Raw genomic sequence first — 17590 nt, 5'->3', positions numbered from 1 at the left:
AAATGGAAAAGATTTTATTGAAACAGGCTTTTGAACTGGATACGGGTCAGGAGCTGGGACAGTGCAGGGCAGTTCCGGTACGGCTGGGAAAGGTCCGGGCGTTTCTGGCGCTTTATGGGGCGGATTTTGATGTGGACCCATATGTGGAGATGTTTTTCTTCCCCAAGGATACCCTGAAAATGTTGGTATTTAATCAAGAGGGGCAGATCCTCTGGAAAAGAGATTTGGGAGAAGGAGTGATTCCGGGAGTGTGGTTCTGCCCCGTGCTGGCATTTGATCTGGATGGGGACGGCATTGATGAAATCTGGTTTGTCAACAATGAAAATGCGGATCATCCTCTGGGAACAGCCAGTTATACCCTTTGCGGCCTGAACGGGCTGACAGGGGAAAAAACCGCTGAAATCCCCTGGCCCAAAACAGCGGAATGCCGCAGCATGCAGCTCAGCCAGCAGTTCAGAAATTTTATTGTGGGCGGATACGCCAATGGCCGTCCGGTTCTGACGGCGGCTCAGGGAACCTATGGAGATATGTTCTTTGAGGGATTCGGGCCTGGGCTGGAACTGCTGTGGGAGACGCATATCCGGGCAGATGAGCCGGGAGCCAGAGGAAGCCACATGTGCCCTGTGCTGGATCTGAACGGAGACGGTACAGACGAACTTCTGTGGGGAGAACGGTGCCTGGAGCTGGCGGGAGGTAAGGAATTGTTTTGCGCGGACCGGAGCAGCTATCGCGGCCACTCTGATGTGATTCAGCCGGTGTTCCGGGACGGCCGGCCCTGGCGGCTGTTTACCTGCAGGGAAGGAGACCCGGGAGCATCTCCCCGCCTCTGCTGTTATGATACGGAAGGCAACAGGATTTGGGGAAACCTGGAACAGGGGCATATGGATCTGGGCTGGACTGCGCGGCTGGGAGAAAACAGAGAACATTACGCCATGGGAATTCGTATCGGGCATAAATCCTGCGGGCCGGACGGCAGGTATCACGACAGGTATGAGGAATTTGTTTACAAGGTTGAGGACGGAAGCGAGGTGGACTTGGGTTTCAGCGTCTATAAAAGCATGCCTGTGGATCTGAACGGGGACGGATATCATGAGATTGTTTACGGGCTTCCGGCTTCCACAGGAGATGTGCGGGACCGTTTCGGGAAGCTTGCGGGCAATGTTGGAGGAACTGTGGCGTTGTCCGGAAAACTGCTTTCCCGCGGCGGGGAACAGCTGCTGGTATTCACGAAGGATGGGAAAATCAGTATTTGGTACGATGCGAATGCCAGGGACACGGAAGAAGCCAGAGCAAGATATGAAAATCCATTTTACGAAAAGGCGATGGGAGTCAGCGGCAATGGATATAACTGGTGTATTTTAGGAGGAATTTAAAGGAGGGAACAAGATGCTAAGGAGAAGGATCGCTTTCATATTGGCAGCAGTATTGATTGTATGCGGCCTGGCAGGCTGCGGCGGCACAGGTTCAGAGGGAACCGGAACTCAAAAGGCGGAAGGCACGGAACCGGCGGGAGGAACACAGAACAGCGAGGAACGGATTCCGCTGACCTTTCTGACAAACGTCAATGTAGATACAGAAGGATATGATATTAACGACAGCCCTTATGTGAAATTTCTGGAAGATAAGTTTAACGTGGACCTGACGATCATCAGCGAGGCTTCCAAATATCCGGAAAAAGTAAACACCATTATGGCTTCCGGACAACTTCCGGATTATATGATGATGATGGACAAGGCCAGTCTGGCGAAATGGGCGGATGAAGGGATGCTCATGGACATCACAGATAAAATCCCGAAGTATGAAAATCTGTCCGGCCAGATCTCGGAACTGGGCTGGAACCTGTGCAAATATGAGGACAGAGTTTATGGAGTGCCGCTGCTGCGTTATGACCAGACGCCTCTTCTGACTTTTGCAAACAAGAAATTCCTGGAGAATCTGGATATTGACCCCAAGGAGGTCAAAACCATAGATGACTGGTATAACATGCTGAAGCGGTTTACATTTGACGACCCGGATGGAAACGGCAAGCAGGATACATATGGAATGATGAGCGGAGAGGGAAATTTTACGGCAACTACAACCACGTTCCTGGACGCGTTTAACGGCGCGGAGTCTCAGTATGTAAACGGGGAGCTGATTCCGAATTTCCTGACAGAAGGGTATAAGGATTATCTGAAATTTATGCACAAACTGTATGAAGACGGGATTCTGGACCCTGAATTTGTGGTCACCACCGGCCAGCAGATGTGGGACAAAGCCGCCAGCGATAAGTACGGCACGTTCCTGTGGTTTTGGATGACCACGGAGCTGCGGAGCAAAAATTATGATCCGGCAAACCTGGTGGGGCTGGCCCCCCCGCTGAAGGCGGACGGTACCCAGGCCAGAAATAAGTATGGTTCCCCGGTGAGAAATTATACTGCGATTTCCAAGGACTGCAAACATCCGGAAAAGGTTCTGGAAATTCTGGACTGGGGCTGCTCCGAAGAGGGAGGCGTGTTTGTATTCGCCGGTATAGAGGGACTTGACTATGAAAAGAAGGGTGATAAGATTGAAATTAAAGAAGAACGCCGCGGAATGAATACCTCCCTGCGATTTATTCTTCTGGGAACCCAGAAACCGCAGATTGATACGCCTTTGCTGGAAGATCTGCTGAGCCAGGCCTTTGGGGAAGCCAGTCTGGAGTTCCTGAAGCAGTCCACTGAATACGGAATGTTTGACGAGGTGGATTTGATTGCGCCATATTTCCCGGAACTGGCCATGTACGATCTGGAGCAGCCGGTATATGAATTCCGGGATAAAGCGATTATGGGTACTGTGGATATTGACGCGGAGTGGGATAATTATGTGAGTAGCTGGAGAAAAGCAGGAGGAGACGTAAAGATCCGTCTTATGACGGAATGGTATGAAAATGAGTATATGAAAGATAAGAAATAAATAAGATAGGGGAACAGGCTGCCGAAGGGCAGCCCATTCCTGCTTGTAACAGGGAGGCGCGAATGAGAAAACGGGTTGTTGCCGCGAAACAAAATTTTATCCTGAAATATCTGTTGTCCTACTTTGCAATTATGGTTATCTCCCTGATGTTTTCCTGGGGGTTATATGGATATACAGCGGGACTGCTGAAGAAAAATGCTGAAAAAAACAGCCTGCAGGCCCTGGAGCAGACGAAAGAAGTGATGACAGGGCATATCCGGGAGGCGGAACTATACCTGAATCAGCTGGCAAATGATCCCGAAATCCTGCAGTTTATGTATTTGAATAATAAATCCAAGACGGAAGAAATTGAAATGCTGTGGAATCTTTTGAGGGAGTTTTCCAGAATTTCGTTTGCGGATATCACCATAGACGGAATTTATGTCTGGTTCAGGAAGGACGACTACATCCTGACTCAGAATGGACGGTATACCACCCGGGAATATTATGAGAACAGGTATGCGGATACTGAAAAGTCCTATGAGGACTGGATGCGGCAGCTGATTCAAAAATCTCCTTACTTGGGATATTTCCGGTCCTGTACAATGATAGAGGAGGGAGTGCCGCGGAAAATGATGGATTTTTCCTGGTCTGTCCCTATGGGATTCAGCAGCGATACCCTGGGATCTGTCCATGTGCTGATCGGTCAGGAAAAAGCTTCAGAGCTGCTGAAAACTGCGTATGGGCAGAATCATGGTTATGCTTATATTGCAACCTCCGACGGGAAGCTGGTGGCCTCCTCCGGTATGGAGGAAGAGCTGTGGATGGTGGATCTCCGTTCACAGGAAAGCGAGGGGGTGGAGCACCGGGAGGTTCGGGGCGTCAATTCTATTATTTCCTATACCAGGTCGCCCAGAAACGGCTGGCAATACGTTTCCGTACAGCCCATCAGCGACGTGCTGCGGGATGTACAGGGCCTGCGGAATGTGTTTTTTCTGCTTTTCTTACTGTGTATGACAGTCACTACAGTCTTCATTCTGTTTTTCAGCGCCTGGGTCACGCTCCCCATACGTTCCATGCTGCGCCGACTCAGAGAATACCAGAATGAGAACAGCACGGTAAGAAGAGAAGATCCCCTGAATATTGAGACTGCCGTGGACCGGCTGATTCATGAGAATCAATATATCCGCCAGGAAATAGAAATATATGAACCGGTGATGAAAAATGTTTTTGTGACAAAGCTGATCCGGGGAAAGTTTTCTGATATGGAAGAGATTATTTCCGGGATGGAACAGACGGGAACCGCTTTCTCGGGACAGCGCTATGCGGTGCTGCTGCTCTATATCAGCGGTTACCGTGAGAAAGTTTCCAGAGAAATTTTAAAGGAAAGCAATGCGATGAAGGCGGTAATCCGCAGCGTCTGCTCCGTGGACCCGCTGTTGGGCGCAGCGCTGGAGGCTGATATCGACGACAACTGCATTGCCATGATCGCGGCATTTCATGAAACAGAAGAAGCTGCCTGTATAGAACAACTGGAGGAGGCGGTCAGAAATGTGAGCGATACCTTTGGGGAGTTCGGCAATGTTGCGCCTGTATTTTTTTATGGAGGCATTACTGATTCGCTGGTTTATATCGATCAGTCCTATATGGACGCGAAGCGGAAGATGGAACGGTATATTCTGAGCGGGGAAGCAGAAGGGATGGAAAATATAGAGGAAGGCCGGGCCAATGATTTCCACTATTTTTATCCCATGGAAATTGAATACAGGCTGCTCCATCTGTGCAGAGAGGGAAAGCTGCAGGAAATCAGAGAACTTCTGGAAAAAATCCAGCGAAAAAATTTCATGGAAACCTGCCTGGACTATGAATCCATGCGGCTGCTGCTGGAAGAAGTAAAAGGGACAATTTACAAAGCTTCTGAGCAGGCAATGCTGGAAGAGGAAAGGCAGAAACAAATTGTTGATGAATTGAGCAGGATGGGGCACTGGGATTTCATCCGTATTTTGGAATTGTTTCAAAGTATCTGCAGCCAGGTGGAGGAGAAACGGTATGGCAGGGAGTCTAAACTGAAACGGGAAATTGAAGCATATTTAAAAGAATCTTATACGGATGTGAACCTGTGTCTCCAGGCGCTGGCGGAACATTTTTCCCTGAATGAAAGCTATCTTTCCGTTTTTATAAAAGAAAGCTTTAAGGAGACATTTACAGCGTACGTGCAGCGCCTTCGCCTGTCCAAAGCCTGCGAACTTCTGAGAGGGAGCGCCCTGACGATTGATGAGGTGGCGGAAGCGGTGGGATACAGCAGCGCCCCGGTTTTCCGCAGAGCTTTTAAACGCCAGTATGGTATCCCGCCGGCGGTATACAGGGAAAATATGCAGGAATAATGCCAAATATGATATCCCGGGCAGGAGGAAAAAGACTGTCCGGGATTTGCTTCATAGGAAAGAATATTCGCAGCACAGGATTTATCTGTCCCACTTATCGCAGAGGGAATTGATCTGATCCGCAAATTTTGCCAGATCTTTATTTGCCCCGCCCTTATTATGCTGGATGACGGTGAGCAGCCTCTGTCCTGCGCTCACCAGCCTGCGGAACACCTCAGATACCTTGGCGGCCACTGCTGTTTCAGGCTTGCGCACAGGAGGCGCCTCGACCACAAAAGCATCCTGCAGAAGGTCATATTCTGAGCCGCTGTAAGGGGCGCAGGCGTCGTATCCGTATTCATTTATAAGGCATTCTGTAAACTCAGAGCAGACGGAATCGTCGCCATGGACCACAAAGACTTTTCCGGGTTTGGGTTCTATGGCGGTCAGCCATTGAATCAGGCCGTTTTTATCAGCATGGCCGCTGACGCCTGCCAGCTGCATGATATGGGCATGAATGCTGATGGTTTCGCCGAACAGCTTAATTTCCGGCGCGCCGCTTAAAATATGCCTGCCCGGCGAACCTTCCGCCTGGTAGCCTACAAACAGGATCGTACATTCCGGCCTCCAGAGGTTGTGTTTCAAATGATGTTTAATCCGGCCCGCATCGCACATGCCCGAAGCAGAAATAATCACCTTTGGCTCCTGATCAAAATTAATGGCTTTGGATTCATCACTGGTGACGGAGGTGCACAGGCCCGGAAAAGATATGGGGTTGATGCCTTTATTCACCAGTTCCATTGCCTCTTCGTCAAAACAGGTATGCAGATTTCTGTTGAACACGCTGGTGGCTTCCACTGCCAGCGGGCTGTCCACGTAGACTTTAAAACCTTCATGTCCACGGATCATCTGATCCGATTTAATCTGGCGGATAAAATACAGCATTTCCTGGGTGCGGCCAACCGCAAAGGAGGGGATGACCACATTTCCGCCCCGGTCGAAAGTTTCCTGAATTTCCTGGGCCAGGTTGTGAACGTAATCCGGCCTTTCCCCGTGGCTTCTGGTGCCGTAGGTGGATTCCATCACCACATAATCCGCTTCTTTCAGATACTGCGGATCGCGCAGCAGAGGCTGGTGGACGTTTCCGATATCCCCGGAAAATACTATTTTTTTGGTGATATCATCCTCTGCCATCCAGATTTCAATGCTGGCGGAGCCAAGCAGATGGCCTACGTCGGTGAACCGGGCCATCAGGCCGGGCGCCAGTTCCAGCTTTTCGTCATAATTGACAGGGACAAATTTGCGGATTACGCCTTCCGCGTCCTCCATGGTGTACAGCGGTGTGATTTCCTCTTTTCCCGCCCGGCGGTTTTTGCGGTTTCTCCACTCTGCTTCAAACATCTGGATATGCGCGCTGTCACGGAGCATGATGGCGCAGAGGTCGCAGGTGGCATAAGTGGCGTATACCGCGCCGCGGAAACCTCTGGCATATAAAAGGGGCAGCATGCCGGAGTGGTCGATATGGGCATGAGTGAGCAAAACAAAATCCAGTTCAGAGGGAGGAATCGGAATTTCCTGATTTTCGAATACATCCTTTCCCTGCTCCATTCCGCAGTCGATGAGGAATTTTCTGCCGCAGGCCTCCAGGCAGTGGCAGCTGCCGGTCACTTCGTGATCAGCGCCGATAAACGTCAGCTTCATAAGCAGTCCTCCAGATCATAGTCTTTTTTTCAGTATATCATAAATTACCGTAAAAATACAGAGAGACCTTTGCAAATTCAGCGTTTTCATGTATAATAAGCAGTATAGATTTTCAATGTAAGGAAGGGACCAGATGGAGAAACGGGTGGAAGAATCACAGACAGAGCAGACGCATCTGCTGATGCCGCAGCATATTAACGGATCAGGCAGGCTGTTCGGAGGCCAGCTTTTAGCCTGGATTGACGAGACCGCGGGGATTGTGGGCAGGCGCCACTCCGGCAGAGATGTGGTAACGGCTGCGATAGACAATCTGCAGTTTAAGGCCGGGGCATACCGCAACGAGATCATTGTTTTGATCGGGCGGGTGACCTATACCGGGCGCACGTCCATGGAAGTGCGGGTGGATACCTATGTGGAATCCCCGGACGGCATGCGCAGGCCCATCAACCGGGCGTTTCTGATGCTGGTGGCAGTGGATGAAAACCAGAAGCCCGTTCCTGTGCCCGGACTGACAGTGGAGACTGAAAGCCAGAAGGCAGAGTGGGAGGGTGCGGTAAAACGCAAGGAACTCCACAAAAAGAGAAGAACAGAAGGATTTTAGGAGGAAAAGCAGTATGGCAGAAACAATGGAAGATTTTAAAGAGGAACTGGAGGCGTCATTCCGCAAGATCCGCGTGGGAGACATTCTGACAGGAAAAGTGATCGAGGTCAGTGAAGAAGGCGTGCTGCTGGATTTTGATTACTATGCCCCGGGAAAGATTGCGCTGGAAGATTTGAGCGGTGATCCGGGCTTTTCCATTTTTGAAGAGATCCATGTAGGGGATGAGATTTCCGCAACGGTAGTGAAGATCGACGATGGAGCAGGCAACCTGGTCCTTTCCAGAAAAGAGGCTGATGATGTGCTGGCATGGGACAAATTAAAGCAGATGATGGAAGATCATGCTGTGGTGAGAGGCAGGATTGCGGAGGCTGTAAAGGGCGGCGCCGTGATGTTTGTGGAAGGCGTGCGGGGATTTATCCCGGCGTCCAAACTGGCGCTGCGCTATGTGGAGGATACCTCAGAATATCAGAATAAAGAGGTGGAGGCCAACATCATCGAGGTGGATGTGGCGAAGAAACGCCTGGTGCTGTCCTGCAGGGATATTCTGGTGCAGAAGTCTCTGGAGGAGAAGGCTGAAAAAGTGAAGGGCGTTGCGGTAGGAAGTATTGTAGAGGGAACTGTTGAGCAGCTAAAGGACTATGGCGCGTTTGTGGATATCGGGGACGGAATCTCCGGCCTGCTTCATGTGTCCCAGATCAGCGACAAGAGGATTTCTCACCCCAAAGCAGTTCTGAAAGAAGGTCAGAAGGTTAAAGTAAAAATTACAAAAGTGGAAAACGGTAAGATCAGTCTGAGCATGAAGGCGCTGATGGACGTGACACAGAAGGATTCTGAGCCGGCTTTTGACTATAAAGAGTCAGGACAGGCCACCACCGGACTGGGCGCTCTGCTGAAAGGAATCAAGCTGGACTGAGTCGATGCGAACGGAGGGATGGGATTGAATCCATTAGAAAGATTATCAGGATGGATTTCCGAAAGCAGAAATATTGTGTTTTTTGGAGGAGCGGGAGTGTCCACGGAAAGCGGGATTCCCGACTTCCGCAGCCAGGATGGGGTGTATCATCAGGAGTACCGTTATCCTCCGGAGCAGATTTTAAGCCACAGCTTTTTCCGGAGGAATCCGGAAGAGTTTTTCAGGTTTTACCGAAACAAAATGCTGTATCCGGATGCGCGGCCGAACGGCGCGCATCTGGCCCTTGCCAAAATGGAAAAGCAGGGGAAACTGGCTGCTGTGATCACTCAGAACATAGACGGGCTGCATCAAAAAGCCGGGAGCGGCAATGTACTGGAACTCCATGGCTCGGTGCTCCGGAACTACTGCCGCCGCTGCGGGAAGTCCTATGAGCTGGGTGAGATCCTGCGTGCAGAAGGCATTCCCCGCTGCGGCTGCGGCGGCGTGATTAAGCCGGATGTGGTACTCTATGAAGAAAGCCTGGATATGGAGGTGCTGAACCGTTCGGCGGCGGCTATCGCCCAGGCTGATATGCTGATTGTGGCAGGGACTTCCCTGACGGTTTACCCGGCAGCCGGACTGATTGACTATTATCAGGGCAGCCGTCTGGTGCTGATCAACAAGACGCCCACGCCCATGGATTCCAGAGCGGACCTGGTGATTGCCGGTTCTGTGGGAGAAGTGCTGCAGGAGGCGCTGGAGGAACATCAATATTGATATAGTATAAGGGCAGCGCTCTGGATCAATCCGGTTTGCGCTGCCCTCTCAGATTCTTTTCAACTAATTTTCTCGGAACCATAACCTGATGGCCGCAGCCCAGGCATTTGAGCCGGAAGTCTATGCCCACGCGCAGTACTTCCCACTCGGAACTGCCGCAGGGGTGCGGCTTTTTTAATTTAACAATATCGCCTACATCTATCTGCATGTTCTGCCTCCTTCACTCATATGCTATTATAGTGTAGAAAAAAAGGCTTGTCAATGAATCAGAGATGAATATGACCAGGAAAACAGCCAGTGAGGAAGGAAAGGTATATGAAAAAAGAAGTACGGAACTATCATGGGGATTTAGCTGCGATACAGGAAATTTTTATGAGTATGTCCGTCCGGTTTGATTCCATTTATTATATAAACCTGGTTGAGAATACTTTTTTTGCTCCGGCACAGACAGAGGCAGCAGCAGTTAATTACTCCCATTCCGGAAACTATACTGATATGGTCCATACTTATGCCAGGAAGATCGTCCACCCTCTTGACCGTCTGCTGTATGAAAAGGGCCTGATGCCGGAAGTTATTGGTAAAAAACTGGAGGGCCAGGGATTTGAAGAATTTGAATATCGGTCAAAAGTTTCTGATGGAAGCTATCATTGGTTCCGCCTGCAGATCGTCCCGGCAAAATTCCGGGAAGACGGCAGAGCTGAAATGGCCACTCTTTTTACTACAGATATTAATGAGAACAAGCAGCAGGAACTGGAGGCCAGGCAGCTTCTAGAAGAGCAGGCTGAACAGCTTCAGAGGCAGGCCAGGCTTTTGCTGGAGCAGAACAGGGAACTGCATATGGGGGCGGAGCGTTTTCGTATTGTTATGGAAAATTCAGATAAAATTGTGTTTGAATATGATATGCTTATGGGATGTCTGGCACTGATTGTGCCGGAAAAGCGGGAGGAACAGATAAACGTATCATTAGATCAGCTGGAACGAGGATGCGTGCTGTGGGGAAGAAAGATCATCAGGTTCCGGCCGGGGCTGAAGAATGTAATAAAACAAATAACAGAAGGAGAAAAGAGGACTTCCTGTGAAATGCAGATGCAGATAAAAAATGGGGAAGAGGCCTGGCAGCGGATCACTTTGGCCGGTATGAGAGACGAGAAAAGAAATGTCCGCCGCATTGTGGGCATGATGGAGGATATTACACTTCAAAAGGAAACAGAAAAGGCGGCGGCCATAGAGGAGAAATTCAGGCGCGCAATGAGACAGGAATGCCAGTCTGCCTATGAAGTGAATTTTTCCACCGGAGATTTTATTTTTTGCCAGGCTCATGGAGAGGGAGCCGCTCTTCCTGAAAAGGGAGAATCCTACGAGAATTTTGTGTTCCGGCTGGCAGAAGAACGGGTTCATGAGGACAGCTACCGGGAATTCATAGAAGCATTTTCATTGGGCAACATATGGAACGCGTTTCAGCAGAAAAAAAATGAGATTCATTTGGACTGCGAGATGCTGCAGCAGGATGGCAAGATGCGCTGGCATAATGCGGACATGCATCTATTTAAAGATCAGGTGCTGGGAGACCTGAAAGGATATTTCTATCTGATTGATATTGATAACCGGAAAAGAGAAGAATTAGAGCTGATTCGAAAAGCGGAGCGGGATTCTCTTACTGATGTATACAATAAAGGTACAACTGAGCGGGAAATCAGGAAACGCCTGAAGATGTCCAGGTATGTGAGAAGCGGCACCTTATTTATGATTGATATTGATTACTTCAAAAATATAAATGATACATATGGACATCTGACGGGGGACAGGGTGATCCGGGATTGCGCGGCAGCCCTTCGGTCTCTGTTCAGGGCAGAGGATGTGATAGGCCGGGTGGGCGGAGATGAATTCTGCATTTTTTTTGACGGATTTGAGACAGAAAATCAGGTCGCAGTCAGGGCAGAGGCGGTAAAAGAAAGGGTGGGAAGGGTCCTTCCCGCCAGAGAAGGAAAACCGGGCAGCTCCGTAAGCATTGGAATATCCAGAAACCATGGGAAAAGAAAAAGCTTTGAACAGCTTTATCAGGAAGCTGACAAGGCGCTTTACTGCCAAAAGCAGCATGGAAAAAATGGTTATTCTTTTTTTCGGGAAGGGGAGGAAGAAAATTGAAAAAAGTGCTTGCGTTTCTTTTTTAATTATGATAGAATAACCATTCGTGATATATTATCATTTCCTTGCTCCCTGCGATGGACAAGGGGCCAGAGACCAAAAGGAGGTACGAGACGCATGAACAAATATGAATTAGCTGTTGTTGTGAATGCAAAGCTCGAAGACGAAGAGAGAGCGGCTGTAGTCGACAATGTAAAGGCTCTGATTGAGCGTTTTGGCGGTACAGTGACTAATGTGGATGACTGGGGCAAGAAGAGACTTGCTTACGAAATCCAGAAGATGAAAGAAGCGTTCTATTATTTCGTTACATTCGAGAGCGATTCAGAGTGTCCGAACGAAGTCGAGAAGAGAATTCGTATTATGGAACCTGTAATCCGTTATCTTTGCGTAAAGAGCGAGGCTGAGTAATTCGCTTACAGGAAAGAGGAGATCGTATGAATAGAGTAATTCTGATGGGCAGACTGACAAGAGACCCGGAGGTTCGTTATTCCCAGGGAGAGCGTTCAATGGCGATTGCCAGATATACGCTGGCGGTGGACCGCAGAGGGCGCCGCGATATGAATGGAGAGAGCCAGCAGGCAGATTTCATTCCCTGCGTTGCATTTGACAGAGCAGCAGAGTTCGCTGAGAAGTATTTCCGCCAGGGAATGCGTGTGCTTGTATCCGGAAGGATTCAGACCGGCAGCTATACGAACCGCGACGGCCAGAAGGTCTATACGACAGAAGTGATTCTAGACGATCAGGAATTTGCTGACAGTAAGGGGGCTTCTTCCGGCAATGACGGGGGATTTCAGCCATCCTACCAGCAGCCTTCCTCCAGACCTGCACCTGCGAGCGCAGTCGGAGAAGGGTTTATGAACATCCCGGATGGAGTGGAAGACGAAGGCCTTCCCTTCAACTAAGATAAGGAGGCAATCACAATGGCATATAATAAGAGCGACAGACCGGACTCTCCCATGAAGAGAAGAGGCGGACGCAGGAGAAAGAAAGTCTGCGTATTCTGCGGAGAGAAGAACGGCGTAATTGATTACAAGGACGCAGCAAAGCTGAAAAGATATGTATCTGAGAGAGGAAAAATCCTCCCCAGAAGAATCACCGGCAACTGTGCAAAGCATCAGAGAGCGCTGACCGTAGCGATCAAGAGAGCGCGTCATATTGCGCTGATGCCCTATACAATGGAATAATTTAAGCCTATGAAAGGGGCTGCCCACTAAGCAATTAGTGCGCAGCCCCTTTATGATATTGAACTTTAAGCCGCAGCCAGATAGAAACCGGGCTAAGCGGGGGAAGAAAAAACGGAGAAGACTATAGCCGTAAGGCATGGAGTCTTCGGAGTTTTTTTCTTCCCCCGCGTTACGACTTTCTATTTGAAGCGACATTTTTAAAACTTTTTCCGCCAATGGGTTGTCTAATAGATATAAGACACATACACAGGAGGAAAAACAATATGAACTGCGTGAAGAAAAGAAAGAAAAAAGACAGAAGGTGGAACGACATAAAAGCCGGTGGAGTTCTTTTGCTTCTGGCCGCTTTTATGGCAGCAGCCTGGGGGGTACATGAAGTGTCCGGAATAGCTGCGCCGGAGAATAAAGAGGAAAGACCAATATTGCCGCAGGTTGAAATAACAGAGACTGCGGAGAGAGAACAGCCTCTTACCGTTACGGGGACTGGTAAAGAACCCTCTTCTCAAAAGCCGTCAGAATCGGCCGTTTCATCGGAAGCAGTTTCTGCGCCGCCGGTTCAGATAAAGCCGGCCGACGACTTTTCAGATGCGGTATTTATCGGAGACTCCCGGACAGAAGGACTGATGATTTATACAGGCCTGCATACCGCGACTTTTTATACTGCCACGGGTCTTATGGTGAACACGGCGCAGACAAAACCGGTAATCGGTCTGGAAAACGGGGCCAAAGGAACCGTGCTGGACGCCCTCCGGCAGCATTCCTTTGGCCGTGTATATATTATGCTGGGTATTAACGAGCTGGGATGGCCCTATGGGGAGCAGTTTAAAGGGGAATATACCAAATTAATCCGTGCTGTTAAAGAGATTCAGCCGCAGGCCCAAATATATATTCAGTCAATCCTGCCGGTATCTCAGAAAAAGTCAGAAGGAGATTCAATTTATAATAACATGAATGTAAGAAAGTTTAACGGGTGGATCCAAGAAGTCGCAGCGCAGGAGAACGCTACCTTTCTGAATGTATCAGAGGCGGTTCAGGATGCTCAGGGGAACCTTCCGGAAGGAGCCTCCAGTGATGGAATCCATCTGACAAAAGAGTACTGCAGAATTTGGTTGGAATATCTGCGGGAAAAGGCGCAGGGTAACTGATTGGATAACACAGGAAAGGGGAGGGCAAATGAAGCATTTTAAATTGAGATACTCAGCAGCCATAATATTGGCCGCATGCCTGATTTTATCGGCATGTGCGGATAAAAAGCCAGAGGCAGTCAATGTGCAGGAATTGGGAACAAAGATAGCGTCAGCGGCAGACTTTCCAGATACCATGACGCCAGTGGAGCCGGAAATGATGACAGTACTTTATGGGCTGAATTCCGGGCAGTGGGAGGAATACTTTGCTTTGGCAAGCGGAGGCGCGACGGCGGATGAATTGGTAGTGGTCCGGCTTAAAGATGAAAAATCGGCCGGAGAAGTAAAAGAGTAACTGGAAAAACGCAGGAAGGACAGAGAAGAGAGTTTCACTTCCTATGCCCCGCAGGAAGCAAAAAAGGCTGGTAATGGCTGGATTAAAATTTTGGGCAGCACAGTGATCTATTGCGTTTGCCCTGATGCTGAGGCGGCAAAAAAGATGGCGGGATGATAAAATAATGTGGAAAAGGAAATCAACGGCGTCCAAAAACTATGAACTTTTTGTGGAAATGATAGGCTCCTGCCAGGAAGATTTTTACCGATTCGTCTATATGTATGTAAAAAATCCTGACAACGCCATGGATATCGTCCAGGAAGCGACGATAAAGGGGCTGGAAAAAATAGAAACGCTGCGGGACTCTTCCTATATGAAAACCTGGTTCTTTCGTATTTTGATGAATGAGAGCCTGAATTTTCTTAAGAAAAATCAAAAACTTGTCAGCTCAGGAGAGGTGGAAGACAATGTGCCGTACCAGTGTGAGGAATCTCAGACAGTGGATAGAATTACCTTGTATGAAATGGTTGACCGTCTGCCTGAAGATATGCGTTCTGTAATTATACTGAGGTTTTATGAAGACATGAAAATCAGCGAGGTGGCGCAGACGCTGCAGTTAAATGAAAATACCGCGAAGGCCCGGTTGTATAAGGCGATACGTATTCTAAAACGTCAGATGGAGAGGGAGTGAGGAATGTTGGATTGGAAGGAAGCAAAAAAACAATATGACGAGATACCGGTGCCGGAAGAATTGTCAGAGAGATTAGAAAGAGTTATTCTGGCCCACAGCCCGGCAGGAAAACGGCGTCCATATAGATACAGGATCTTACTTGCGGCTGCTGCAATCCTGATATTATTTATAACGGAGCTGAATGTTAATACAGGTTTTGCAGCGCAGGTGGACAGCATACCTGTTTTGGGTCAGATTTCAAGAATATTTGTCTTTAAAAACTATGTACAGCAGGATGAACGCAAGATATTGAACGTTACGGTACCGGAGCTTAAAAATACCGGCAATGATGATCTGGAAAACAGGGTGAATAATGAAATACGAATGAAAATTAATGAGATTATCCGAGAGGCGGAGAAGAATGTAGAAGAGTGTATGGAGGCATATCTGAAGACCGGGGGAAATGAATCGGAATTTACGCCCTGGATTATTGATATTAATTATGACATTAAATGTTCAGACGAACAGTTTCTTTCTTTTGAAATCTGGAAGACGGAAAGCCTGGCCAGCAGTTATTTTGAACGGTATTTCTATAATATAGATTTAGAAACAGGCAAAGAGCTGACATTAAGGGATTTGCTGGGGCCGGATTATGCAGAAATCGCCACTGCAGAGATAAAAAGTCAGATTGAACAGAGGACAAAGACAGATCCGGACCAGCTCTTCTATGATTATGGCAAAGAGGAACCGGAAGGGGTAAAAGGATTTGAGAAGCTGTCGGAGAATCAGATGTTTTACATTAACAAGGAAGGGAATGTAGTGATTGTTTTTGAAAAATATTCTATTGCCCCCGGATACATGGGCTGTCCGGAATTTGTTATAAGGTAGTGATGCCGCCGTGCCTTAAAGAAAAAATACTTGCATTTTAACCTGCTTTCTTCTATGATAAATAAAAAATAAAAAGGACGCTTATGAAAAGAAAGGATTACAAATGAGGGAAGTGGACTGCAGCTTGATTATTAAGAACATAAAGGAGATGTGCATAGAAGCCAATCATTTTTTGTCGGAAGATATGAAAAACGCATTTAACCGGGCTCATGAGGAAGAAAAGTCCCCGTTGGGCCGTCAGGTCCTGGACCAGCTGTCGGAAAATCTGCAGATTGCGGCAGAAGATATGATTCCGATCTGTCAGGATACCGGAATGGCGGTAGTATTTCTAAGAATTGGACAGGAAGTCCATATTACAGGAGGAGATCTGGAAGCAGCAGTCAATGAAGGCGTGCGTCAGGGGTATTCTGAAGGGTACCTGAGGAAGTCTGTAGTCTCAGATCCTGTTTTGCGGGAAAACACGAGGGACAATACCCCGGCGGTGATTCATTATGAAATTGTTCCAGGGGATAACCTGGAAATTACGGTTGCGCCCAAAGGTTTTGGCAGCGAAAACATGAGCCGCGTGTTCATGCTGAAACCTGCGGACGGAATTGAAGGTGTTAAAGACGCTGTGCTTCAGGCAGTCAGGGACGCGGGGCCAAACGCCTGCCCCCCGATGGTTGTGGGAGTGGGGATCGGGGGAACATTTGAAAAATGCGCGCTTTTGGCGAAAAAGGCGCTTACCAGAAATCTTGAGGTGAAGCCGGATATTCCCTGGGTTCAAGATCTGCAGGCGGAGCTGCTGAACAGGGCCAACGGACTTGGAATAGGCCCCGGAGGGCTTGGGGGAACCCAGACTGTTTTAGCTGTAAATATTGAAACGTTTCCCACGCACATTGCGGGGCTCCCGGTGGCTGTTAATATCTGCTGCCATGTGAACCGTCATATCACACGTACGATTTAAGGAGGAATAGCATGGACAGAAAAATAACCACGCCTCTGACAGATGATAAAATAAAAGAGCTGCGGGCCGGAGATTATGTTTACCTGACGGGCGTTATTTATACAGCCAGGGACGCAGCCCACAAAAGAATGCAGGAGGCGCTGGATGTACAGAAAGCGCTGCCTGTAGAGATGCAGGATAACGTGATCTATTATATGGGGCCGTCACCTGCAAGAGAAGGGAGGCCTATTGGCTCCGCGGGCCCCACAACCGCCAGCAGAATGGATAAGTACACCCCCGCGCTGCTGGATTTGGGGCTGAAGGGTATGATCGGGAAAGGAAAGCGCAGCCGGGAAGTAAAAGAAGCCATTGTGCGCAATGGGGCAGTTTATTTTGCGGCAGTGGGGGGAGCGGGCGCTGTTTTGTCCCGGTGCATCACCAGATCTGAAGTGGTTGCATATGATGATCTGGGCACAGAAGCGATCCGCAAGCTGCAGGTGGAGAACTTTCCTGTGATTGTAGTTATTGACAGCCTGGGGAACGATCTCTATGAGTCGGCGGTTAAGAAATACCGCAGAGAGAAATAAAAAAAACAGAAATTGTAAAAAAGAGGTTGACAAGCTCGTCCCTTTCGGGTAAAATATACCATGCACTCTGAGAGTGCGATTGAAAAGATGGCATTTGGAGAAATACTCAAGTGGCTGAAGAGGCGCCCCTGCTAAGGGTGTAGACCGTTCACGCGGTGCGAGGGTTCAAATCCCTCTTTCTCCGCTTTTCTTTTCAGAAAAGATTCTTTGAAAAAAGAATAAAAAAGTGCTTGACAGCTAATACGGGTTGTGATAGAATTAATAACCGTTGCGGCAAAGCGCAGGAGCAAAAGAGGTCGAAAAACCTCAAAAAAACTTTCAAAAAGTAGTTGACAAACCCGAGAGGGTATGATAGACTAAGAGAGTTGCTGCTGAAGAGCGGCGAGCACAGGAACCTTGATAACTGAACAATAAGACAACCCTGAAAATTCTTAAAGAAGTCAGCGTGAGACAATCACGCGGCTGAATTGAGACATTCAGAACAGA

General features: G+C 48.6%; 17 protein-coding genes, 1 tRNA gene and 1 pseudogene. 17 read left to right on the top strand and 2 right to left on the bottom strand.

The window, feature by feature from the left end:
* Nucleotides 1-2 precede the first annotated feature (2 nt).
* The 3 genes from EV209_RS10250 to EV209_RS10240 all read left to right on the top strand — a co-directional run bounded on the left by EV209_RS10250 (nt 3) and on the right by EV209_RS10240 (nt 5297).
* Nucleotides 3-1373 (top strand): hypothetical protein, encoded by a 1371-nt coding sequence (locus EV209_RS10250; RefSeq protein ID WP_130435378.1) that lies wholly within the window; start codon nt 3-5, stop codon nt 1371-1373.
* A gap of 13 nt (nt 1374-1386) precedes the next feature.
* Nucleotides 1387-2934 (top strand): extracellular solute-binding protein, encoded by a 1548-nt coding sequence (locus EV209_RS10245; protein ID WP_130435377.1) that lies wholly within the window; start codon nt 1387-1389, stop codon nt 2932-2934.
* Between the two features lie 62 nt (nt 2935-2996).
* Nucleotides 2997-5297 carry an AraC family transcriptional regulator gene (locus EV209_RS10240; RefSeq protein WP_130435376.1) on the top strand — a complete coding sequence of 767 codons (2301 nt, stop codon included), beginning with the start codon at nt 2997-2999 and terminating at the stop codon, nt 5295-5297.
* Nucleotides 5298-5378: 81 nt separating this feature from the next.
* Here the strand turns inward: EV209_RS10240 and EV209_RS10235 are convergent, their stop codons facing one another.
* Nucleotides 5379-6977, bottom strand: a complete 1599-nt coding sequence (locus EV209_RS10235) for an MBL fold metallo-hydrolase RNA specificity domain-containing protein (RefSeq protein WP_130435375.1) — start codon at nt 6975-6977, stop codon at nt 5379-5381.
* 133 nt (nt 6978-7110) lie between these two features.
* Here EV209_RS10235 and EV209_RS10230 point away from each other — a divergent pair, with 133 nt between their 5' ends.
* Genes EV209_RS10230 through EV209_RS10220 form a run of 3 tightly spaced genes read left to right on the top strand, consistent with a single transcriptional unit; the run spans nt 7111 to nt 9247 of the window.
* The gene (locus tag EV209_RS10230) at nt 7111-7578 is read left to right on the top strand and encodes an acyl-CoA thioesterase (protein ID WP_130435374.1); all 468 of its coding nucleotides are present in this window, start codon (nt 7111-7113) and stop codon (nt 7576-7578) included.
* A 13-nt stretch (nt 7579-7591) separates the two neighbouring features.
* Nucleotides 7592-8491 (top strand): 30S ribosomal protein S1, encoded by a 900-nt coding sequence (locus EV209_RS10225; RefSeq protein WP_130435373.1) that lies wholly within the window; start codon nt 7592-7594, stop codon nt 8489-8491.
* 24 nt (nt 8492-8515) lie between these two features.
* The gene (locus EV209_RS10220; protein ID WP_243647568.1) at nt 8516-9247 is read left to right on the top strand and encodes an NAD-dependent protein deacylase; all 732 of its coding nucleotides are present in this window, start codon (nt 8516-8518) and stop codon (nt 9245-9247) included.
* 25 nt (nt 9248-9272) lie between these two features.
* Here the strand turns inward: EV209_RS10220 and EV209_RS10215 are convergent, their stop codons facing one another.
* Nucleotides 9273-9455, bottom strand: a complete 183-nt coding sequence (locus EV209_RS10215; protein WP_130435371.1) for a DUF951 domain-containing protein — start codon at nt 9453-9455, stop codon at nt 9273-9275.
* 107 nt (nt 9456-9562) lie between these two features.
* Between EV209_RS10215 and EV209_RS10210 the strand changes: the two genes are divergently transcribed.
* The 11 genes and pseudogenes from EV209_RS10210 (at nt 9563) to EV209_RS10155 (ending at nt 17288) form a co-directional block, all read left to right on the top strand.
* A complete protein-coding gene (locus EV209_RS10210; protein WP_130435370.1) occupies nt 9563-11392 on the top strand; it encodes a diguanylate cyclase in 1830 nt (609 codons plus the stop codon).
* 117 nt (nt 11393-11509) lie between these two features.
* Nucleotides 11510-11800, top strand: coding sequence for a 30S ribosomal protein S6 (gene rpsF / locus EV209_RS10205; protein WP_130435369.1), 291 nt, complete (start codon nt 11510-11512; stop codon nt 11798-11800).
* 26 nt (nt 11801-11826) lie between these two features.
* Nucleotides 11827-12294 (top strand): single-stranded DNA-binding protein, encoded by a 468-nt coding sequence (locus EV209_RS10200; RefSeq protein WP_130435368.1) that lies wholly within the window; start codon nt 11827-11829, stop codon nt 12292-12294.
* A gap of 18 nt (nt 12295-12312) precedes the next feature.
* The gene (gene rpsR / locus EV209_RS10195) at nt 12313-12576 is read left to right on the top strand and encodes a 30S ribosomal protein S18 (protein ID WP_130435367.1); all 264 of its coding nucleotides are present in this window, start codon (nt 12313-12315) and stop codon (nt 12574-12576) included.
* Between the two features lie 263 nt (nt 12577-12839).
* Nucleotides 12840-13721, top strand: coding sequence for a GDSL-type esterase/lipase family protein (locus EV209_RS10190; protein ID WP_165388895.1), 882 nt, complete (start codon nt 12840-12842; stop codon nt 13719-13721).
* 28 nt (nt 13722-13749) lie between these two features.
* A pseudogene (locus EV209_RS16800) lies at nt 13750-14211 on the top strand (DUF4358 domain-containing protein).
* Between the two features lie 7 nt (nt 14212-14218).
* Nucleotides 14219-14725: an RNA polymerase sigma factor gene (locus EV209_RS10175; RefSeq protein WP_165388894.1), complete on the top strand. Its 507-nt coding sequence runs from the start codon at nt 14219-14221 to the stop codon at nt 14723-14725.
* A 3-nt stretch (nt 14726-14728) separates the two neighbouring features.
* Nucleotides 14729-15592: an RsiV family protein gene (locus tag EV209_RS10170; protein ID WP_130435363.1), complete on the top strand. Its 864-nt coding sequence runs from the start codon at nt 14729-14731 to the stop codon at nt 15590-15592.
* A gap of 103 nt (nt 15593-15695) precedes the next feature.
* Nucleotides 15696-16538, top strand: a complete 843-nt coding sequence (locus tag EV209_RS10165; protein WP_130435362.1) for a fumarate hydratase — start codon at nt 15696-15698, stop codon at nt 16536-16538.
* Between the two features lie 11 nt (nt 16539-16549).
* On the top strand, nt 16550-17104 hold the full coding sequence (locus EV209_RS10160) for a Fe-S-containing hydro-lyase (RefSeq protein ID WP_130435361.1): 555 nt from the start codon (nt 16550-16552) through the stop codon (nt 17102-17104).
* A 96-nt stretch (nt 17105-17200) separates the two neighbouring features.
* Nucleotides 17201-17288, top strand: a tRNA-Ser gene (locus tag EV209_RS10155).
* Nucleotides 17289-17590: the final 302 nt, after the last annotated feature.

It is taken from the genome of Cuneatibacter caecimuris, from assembly GCF_004216775.1.
GTDB classification, from domain to species: domain Bacteria; phylum Bacillota; class Clostridia; order Lachnospirales; family Lachnospiraceae; genus Cuneatibacter; species Cuneatibacter caecimuris.
This window is presented reverse-complemented; position numbering and strand designations above follow the sequence as displayed.

What these genes read in the sequence shown, in the direction of transcription:
- EV209_RS10160 (WP_130435361.1), top strand. Translation starts at nt 16,550, where the DNA reads ATGGACAGAAAAATAACCACGCCTCTGACAGATGATAAAATAAAAGAG.
- EV209_RS10175 (WP_165388894.1), top strand. Translation starts at nt 14,219, where the DNA reads ATGTGGAAAAGGAAATCAACGGCGTCCAAAAACTATGAACTTTTTGTG.
- rpsR (WP_130435367.1), top strand. Translation starts at nt 12,313, where the DNA reads ATGGCATATAATAAGAGCGACAGACCGGACTCTCCCATGAAGAGAAGA.
- EV209_RS10235 (WP_130435375.1), bottom strand. Translation starts at nt 6,977, where the DNA reads ATGAAGCTGACGTTTATCGGCGCTGATCACGAAGTGACCGGCAGCTGC.
- EV209_RS10225 (WP_130435373.1), top strand. Translation starts at nt 7,592, where the DNA reads ATGGCAGAAACAATGGAAGATTTTAAAGAGGAACTGGAGGCGTCATTC.
- EV209_RS10200 (WP_130435368.1), top strand. Translation starts at nt 11,827, where the DNA reads ATGAATAGAGTAATTCTGATGGGCAGACTGACAAGAGACCCGGAGGTT.
- EV209_RS10240 (WP_130435376.1), top strand. Translation starts at nt 2,997, where the DNA reads ATGAGAAAACGGGTTGTTGCCGCGAAACAAAATTTTATCCTGAAATAT.
- EV209_RS10230 (WP_130435374.1), top strand. Translation starts at nt 7,111, where the DNA reads ATGGAGAAACGGGTGGAAGAATCACAGACAGAGCAGACGCATCTGCTG.
- EV209_RS10250 (WP_130435378.1), top strand. Translation starts at nt 3, where the DNA reads ATGGAAAAGATTTTATTGAAACAGGCTTTTGAACTGGATACGGGTCAG.
- EV209_RS10190 (WP_165388895.1), top strand. Translation starts at nt 12,840, where the DNA reads ATGAACTGCGTGAAGAAAAGAAAGAAAAAAGACAGAAGGTGGAACGAC.
- EV209_RS10245 (WP_130435377.1), top strand. Translation starts at nt 1,387, where the DNA reads ATGCTAAGGAGAAGGATCGCTTTCATATTGGCAGCAGTATTGATTGTA.
- EV209_RS10165 (WP_130435362.1), top strand. Translation starts at nt 15,696, where the DNA reads ATGAGGGAAGTGGACTGCAGCTTGATTATTAAGAACATAAAGGAGATG.
- EV209_RS10210 (WP_130435370.1), top strand. Translation starts at nt 9,563, where the DNA reads ATGAAAAAAGAAGTACGGAACTATCATGGGGATTTAGCTGCGATACAG.
- rpsF (WP_130435369.1), top strand. Translation starts at nt 11,510, where the DNA reads ATGAACAAATATGAATTAGCTGTTGTTGTGAATGCAAAGCTCGAAGAC.
- EV209_RS10170 (WP_130435363.1), top strand. Translation starts at nt 14,729, where the DNA reads ATGTTGGATTGGAAGGAAGCAAAAAAACAATATGACGAGATACCGGTG.
- EV209_RS10215 (WP_130435371.1), bottom strand. Translation starts at nt 9,455, where the DNA reads ATGCAGATAGATGTAGGCGATATTGTTAAATTAAAAAAGCCGCACCCC.